6 protein-coding genes and 1 pseudogene are annotated in these 5,458 nt (G+C 58.9%); 3 read left to right on the top strand and 4 right to left on the bottom strand.

The window, feature by feature from the left end; genetic code table 11:
* The 3 genes and pseudogenes from NCN04_RS07430 to prfB all read right to left on the bottom strand — a co-directional run.
* Nucleotides 1–197: pseudogene (locus tag NCN04_RS07430) on the bottom strand (rRNA maturation RNase YbeY); the annotation flags it as partial.
* On the bottom strand, nt 194–403 hold the full coding sequence (locus tag NCN04_RS07435) for a DUF3285 domain-containing protein (protein WP_048347402.1): 210 nt from the start codon (nt 401–403) through the stop codon (nt 194–196). The gene NCN04_RS07435 and the pseudogene NCN04_RS07430, both read right to left, overlap by 4 nt.
* A protein-coding gene (gene prfB, locus NCN04_RS07440; RefSeq protein ID WP_157028622.1) for a peptide chain release factor 2 occupies nt 400–1,528 on the bottom strand; the annotation gives its coding sequence in 2 pieces (ribosomal slippage) (nt 400–1,452 and nt 1,454–1,528; 1,128 coding nt in all). The genes NCN04_RS07435 and prfB overlap by 4 nt, the downstream gene beginning before the upstream one ends.
* Nucleotides 1,529–1,609: 81 nt before the next feature.
* Here prfB and grxC point away from each other — a divergent pair.
* Together grxC and gshB are read left to right on the top strand one after the other, a co-directional pair.
* The gene (gene grxC / locus NCN04_RS07445; protein ID WP_048347400.1) at nt 1,610–1,873 is read left to right on the top strand and encodes a glutaredoxin 3; all 264 of its coding nucleotides are present in this window, start codon (nt 1,610–1,612) and stop codon (nt 1,871–1,873) included.
* A gap of 13 nt (nt 1,874–1,886) precedes the next feature.
* Nucleotides 1,887–2,813 (top strand): glutathione synthase, encoded by a 927-nt coding sequence (gshB, locus tag NCN04_RS07450; protein ID WP_250395664.1) that lies wholly within the window; start codon nt 1,887–1,889, stop codon nt 2,811–2,813.
* Between the two features lie 27 nt (nt 2,814–2,840).
* Here the strand turns inward: gshB and NCN04_RS07455 are convergent, their stop codons facing one another.
* A complete protein-coding gene (locus NCN04_RS07455) occupies nt 2,841–4,274 on the bottom strand; it encodes an isochorismate synthase (protein ID WP_250395665.1) in 1,434 nt (477 codons plus the stop codon).
* Nucleotides 4,275–4,344: 70 nt separating this feature from the next.
* Between NCN04_RS07455 and menA the strand changes: the two genes are divergently transcribed.
* Nucleotides 4,345–5,289, top strand: a complete 945-nt coding sequence (menA, locus tag NCN04_RS07460; RefSeq protein ID WP_250395663.1) for a 2-carboxy-1,4-naphthoquinone phytyltransferase — start codon at nt 4,345–4,347, stop codon at nt 5,287–5,289.
* Nucleotides 5,290–5,458: the final 169 nt, after the last annotated feature.

The following is a 5,458-nucleotide window of genomic DNA, read 5'->3' on the forward strand; positions in this document are numbered from 1 at the left end:
CCCAGGCTGACCGAGTCGCAGCCCCTTACGACTTCGGGACATGGGTTGCCGCGCTCCAGACGAAGAGCTTCGATCCAAGCCTTCAACTCATACTCCCAGTCGCTGGCGTGTTGCAGCCTGGAGCGTGTGCCTTCGTCATCCGCTGCATCGATGAGGTCAGCGGCTGCAGGGCTGAAGGCCAGATCGAGCGTGATCATTGCGGGAGTGTTGGTCGCCCTAACCAGGCCACCACAAGAATGAAACCAATGAAGCCTGCAGCGGTCAGGCCGAAATGGAACAGGCTCTGCCCGCCTTTGCGCACCATGTTGCGCATGGCTAATTTCACGAAACTCGGCGGTGGTGCCCCCTTCTCGTCGCTTTGGGGCTTAGAGGGGGTGCTGTTGTTTTCGGGAGCCTGCGTCATGTGTCGTCGTCGCTGCCTGGGCGGTCCACACCTTGGCGCAATAACGCCTGGATGAAGGGGTTGAGATCTCCATCCATCACGCCTTGCACATCTGTGGTCTCCTCTTGGGTGCGCAGGTCTTTCACCATTTGATAGGGGTGAAAGACGTAGTTGCGGATCTGATTCCCCCAGGCGGCTTCAACGATGTCGCCACGGATGTCGGCAATTTCTGCTGCACGCTGCTCCTGAGCAATCACCAGCAATTTCGCCTTCAGAAGGGCCATGGCCTTCTCCTTGTTCTGAAGCTGAGAGCGCTCTTGAGTGCAGCGCACCGCTAGGCCGGTGGGCACGTGGAGGATGCGAACGGCTGTTTCCACCTTGTTGACGTTTTGTCCACCAGCCCCGCCGGAGCGGGAGGTCGTGACCTCGAGATCTTTTTCAGGAATATCGAGATCAACTTCTTCCTCCAGCTTCGGCATCACTTCCACCCCCGCGAAGCTCGTTTGCCTTTTGTCATTGGCATTGAATGGCGAAATCCGCACTAATCGATGGGTGCCCTTTTCGTTGCGTAAGTAGCCGTAGGCGTAGCGGCCTTCGATCTCAATCGTGGTGCTTTTGATGCCCGCTTCCTCTCCCTCCGATAGTTCATCGACGCTCACGCTCATCCCTTGGTCTTCGGCCCAACGGGTGTACATCCGCAGCAGCATCTGGGCCCAGTCCTGGGCATCAGTGCCTCCTGCACCGGCATTGATGCTTAAGACCGCACCTTCTTTGTCATATTCCCCGCTGAGAAGGCGCTCCAGCTCCCAGCGATCCAGCGCTTGTCGCAGCTGATCGAGTCCCTGCTGAGCCTCCCCGAGGAGGTCTTCGTCAGGCTCTAATTCATAGAGCTCAAGAGTGGCTTGCCCATCGTCGATCGCTCCACGCCAATCCACAAGTTGCTGCAGCGTTGCCTTGACTTCGTCGAGGCGACGCATCTGCTTCTGGGCGTTTTGCTGATCGTTCCAAAAGTCGGGTTGAGCGGCGAGTTGCTCGAGATCCTGCTGCCTGGCGTTCAGTGCAGGTACGTCAAAGACAGTCCTGGGCATGGCCCAGGCGGTCAGTGAGCTCGGAAAGATCGCGTTTGAAGTCTGTGAGATCCAGCAATGGTGCAAGGGAGTCTTCTGATCTCGACGCTATCAGCGCGGTTGTCCTGCATAAGATTCAGCCTTTGTACGCGGCAGTTCGATGGCCAAGGTTGAGATCTACACCTGGAGCACCTGTCCGTTTTGCGTGCGCGCCAAGGGTTTGCTGGACCGCAAAGGTGTGGCCTACACAGAAGTCTCGGTGGATGGGGATGAGCCTGGACGTGATGCGATGGCCGCTCGAGGCAACGGCAAACGCAGCGTTCCTCAGATCTTTATCGATGACCAGCACGTAGGAGGCTGCGATGAATTGCATGGTCTGGAGCGGGCGGGGAAACTAGATGGCCTGCTCGCCGGTCAGGCCTGAAGAGGTGTCAGCCATGCGCCACCTCTTCGTGTTGGATCCGCTGGAACGGATCAACCCTGCAAAAGATTCCACAGCCGCCTTGATGCAGGCGGCCCAGCGCGCCGGTCATGAGGTCTGGGCGGCTACGCCTGCAGATTTGATTGCTTTGGGTGATGAGCCCTTAGCGGTTGCTGTGCCAGTGCAGCCCGATCCCTGGATTGAGATCGGCGAACCAGAGCGCTGTCCGCTCAATCGCTTTGGAGCGATCTGGATGCGGAAAGATCCTCCCGTTGATGAGGCTTATCTCTATGCAACCCATTTGCTCGATGTGGCCGAGCGAGCGGGTGCCTTGGTGCTGAACCGTCCGGCATCGCTGCGTAGTTGGAATGAAAAGCTTGGAGCCCTGCGCTTCAGTCGCTGGATGGCCCCCACACTGGTATCGGGGCGTGTTTCGGAGCTGTCGGCCTTTGCTCTTGAACAAGAAGAAGTGGTTTTGAAGCCCCTCGGGGGAAGGGCTGGTTTAGGTGTTGTGCGCGTTTCAGCGTCCGCGCCAGGACTTGGGGCGTTGCTTGAACTGGTCACCGAACAGGGCTCGCTTCCAGTGATGGCTCAACGCTTTCTGCCTGCTGTCACCGATGGCGATAAGCGAATTCTGCTCGTGGATGGAGAACCCCTTGGAGCCGTGAACCGCAAGCCCAAAGAGGGGGAGTTTCGGAGCAATCTCGCCGTTGGGGGCTTCCCGGAGGCCACGGAGCTCACGGAGCGTGAACGCTTGATCTGTGAGGCCTTGGCCCCGGCCTTGCGCTCGGAGGGTTTGTTCTTTGTGGGGATCGATGTGATCGGCGGGATGCTGAGTGAAATCAACGTCACCAGTCCAACGGGTATTCGCGAGGTGGAGCGATTGATGAATGTGCCCCTGGCCGACATGGTGATTGCTCGCCTGAGTGGGTCTTCGTCCTGATCTCAGGAAGGAGACGTCCTCATGCAGTTATCGCTGGAGTGGCGTCTGCGTTCGCTCCCTATTCCCTGAGTGAAGATCAAGCTGGTCGGCCAACACGGCCAGCTTTTGGCTGACCTCCTGAAGCTCTCGTTCGGCAATGGATCCCCGCACAAGGCCAGCCCCTGCGGTGAGATCCAGTTGGTTTCCGCGCAGATGCCCGCAGCGGATGGCAACCCGCAATTCCGCATCACCGGCTTGGTCGATCCAACCGATGGGTGCTGCATAACCACCCCGCTCGAACGGTTCAAGCGTTTGCAGCCAATGCATCGCCTCCCGCCTTGGCAAGCCCGCCACCGCTGGAGTGGGGTGGAGTGCGGCGGCGAGAGCAAGGGCCTGATGCCCTGTGGCATCCGCACAAATAGGGGTATGTAGGTGGATCAAATGCCCATGTCGTGCCAGTTGGGGACGCCGAGGTCTTTGGGGGTTGAGTCCCTTTTCGCCAAGGCTGTCGCTGATCGCCTTGACCACTAGTTCATGCTCATGTCGGTCCTTACTCGACTGCATCAGGGTGTCGCCGCCTTCCCCTCGTCCTGCAGTACCAGCCAGGGCATCACTGCGCAATCGTCCGTTGCGCAGATTAAGCAGTCGCTCAGGGGAAGCTCCAAAAAAAGCATCGTTGCTTCCTCGTTGCCAGAGGAAACGACAGCTGCCCGTTTGCTGATGTCGCAGCCGCCGCAACAGACGTAATGGAGAGAGAGGTGTAGTGAGTTCGATCGATTGACGCACGGCCAGCACCAGCTTGTGCAGCGCTCCATCGTTCACTAATTTCAGCCCTTGCTCGAGTGCTGGCTGGTAGCTCTCTTTCCAGCAACCCACGGGGGTGCCCAGAACCGTTGCATCGTCTTGCTCAGCGAGGGGCGAGGTTGCGTTGAGCGCTTCGGCCATCTGCCATAGCGCTTCCGTTAAAACACGCACATCCGAGGGATCGCAGGCATGGCCATGCATCCGCAACCAGCTTTGTTGGCCATGCCGACTCAATTGCCAGCGTGGGAGCAGCGCCTGCAAGCAGGGAACGGCGTCAATATGTCCCTGCTGCTCCTTGCTCTGTTCAAAGAAGCTGAAGGCCAGCAAGACCCGTGAACGGGCCTGGCAAGGTGCTTCAGGGCTGGCATCAATCAAGCGTTGCAGGGTGGTGTCGCTGAAGCGTTGGGCCAGCTCAAATCGTCGCGGACCTGCCAGCTCCAGGTGTTGGCATTGACCAGCTGCAGCGAGGCAGAGGCCTGGTGCGCTGTCCCATAGGAAACGAAAAGAGCTGTCGACCGCCAGGCATGGCAACTGTTTGAGAGGATCCTGAGGGGCGATCGGCAGGGCGATGCTGAAGGTTCCCTCCTCGACTTGGCGCTGATTCCAGGCGCGTTGAGCCCATTCGAGCAGAGTGCCGAAAGATTGAGCAGCCGTTGGTTGTTTGAAAGCGGCTGTCATGCGCAGGCGAATCAGTGCAGCATCCTGTTCAAATGTATGAGCCATGTCGCGGCGTGTCTGGATCTAGCCCATGCCAGATCGCCAGGCTGTCGCAACCCGTTACGCCATGTCCGATCGTCAACGCCTCTGGAAGGCCGCCATTAAGTGGCGGATGTATTCGGTTGCCGTGATGCCTGTGGTGTTAGCTGCGGGCTGGCGACAGGGTGTCCAGGCGCCGGTGCGTTGGGATCACTTTTTGGTTTTTTTGCTTGCGGCGGTGCTTCTTCTTCTTTGGGAGAACCTCAGCAATGACTTGTTTGATGCCGAAACAGGTGTTGATGTGGCCGGCAAACCTCATTCGATCGTGGCGCTGGTAGGGCAACGCCGGCCTGTACGTCGTTGGGCCTGTCTTGCGTTGCTTTCAGGCCTGGCCTTGATGTTGACGCTCGCGTTGCGAAGTTCGTTCGCCGTGCTTCCTCTGGTGCTCGTGAGCTGTGGGTTGGGATATCTGTATCAAGGTCCACCCTTCCGGTTGGGGTATCGGGGTTTGGGGGAGCCTCTCTGCTGGCTGGCGTTTGGGCCGTTTGCGACCGCAGCAGCGTTGCTTGTGTTGGCTCCTGCTGATCAGGCAGCAGTGCCTTGGCAACTGGCTCTGATGCTTGGCTCAGGCCCTGCACTTGCAACGTCTCTGGTGTTGTTTTGCTCCCATTTTCATCAGGTGGATGAGGACGCGGCCCACGGCAAATGCTCCCCGGTGGTGCGTTTGGGTACGGCCAAAGCGGCGAGCTTGGTGCCCTGGTTTGTGGCAGGCACCCTCGCGCTCGAATGGGTGCCAGTTCTTCACGGTGATTGGCCGCTCACGGCCCTGTTTGGTGCGATTGGCCTTCCAGCGGCAGCAGCGCTGATTCGTTTGCTGCGTGATCACCACGCTGAACCGGATCGAATCGCTGGCAGCAAATTTTTGGCGCTCCGTTTTCAGGCTCTCAATGGTCTTGGCTTAAGTGCGGGATTAGCGCTGGGCCCCCTCCTGAGTTGAAAGGCATGGAGCTTCGGTTGCAGATCAAGCCCTATGCGTTTCAGCTCAGCCAGCCGCTGCTGACGGCCTCTGGTGTGTTGCAGCACCGTTGTGGGTGGTTGTTGCGCTTGGAGGACTCGGCCGGCCGTCTTGGATGGGGAGAGGTGTCGCCCTTGGCGACTGAAGATCA

The sequence above is a fragment of the Synechococcus sp. MU1655 genome (assembly GCF_023630655.1).
Classification (GTDB): Bacteria; Cyanobacteriota; Cyanobacteriia; order PCC-6307; family Cyanobiaceae; genus Synechococcus_C.

What these genes read in the sequence shown, in the direction of transcription:
- gshB (WP_250395664.1), top strand. Translation starts at nt 1,887, where the DNA reads ATGCGCCACCTCTTCGTGTTGGATCCGCTGGAACGGATCAACCCTGCA.
- NCN04_RS07455 (WP_250395665.1), bottom strand. Translation starts at nt 4,274, where the DNA reads ATGACAGCCGCTTTCAAACAACCAACGGCTGCTCAATCTTTCGGCACT.
- menA (WP_250395663.1), top strand. Translation starts at nt 4,345, where the DNA reads ATGCCAGATCGCCAGGCTGTCGCAACCCGTTACGCCATGTCCGATCGT.
- NCN04_RS07435 (WP_048347402.1), bottom strand. Translation starts at nt 403, where the DNA reads ATGACGCAGGCTCCCGAAAACAACAGCACCCCCTCTAAGCCCCAAAGC.
- grxC (WP_048347400.1), top strand. Translation starts at nt 1,610, where the DNA reads ATGGCCAAGGTTGAGATCTACACCTGGAGCACCTGTCCGTTTTGCGTG.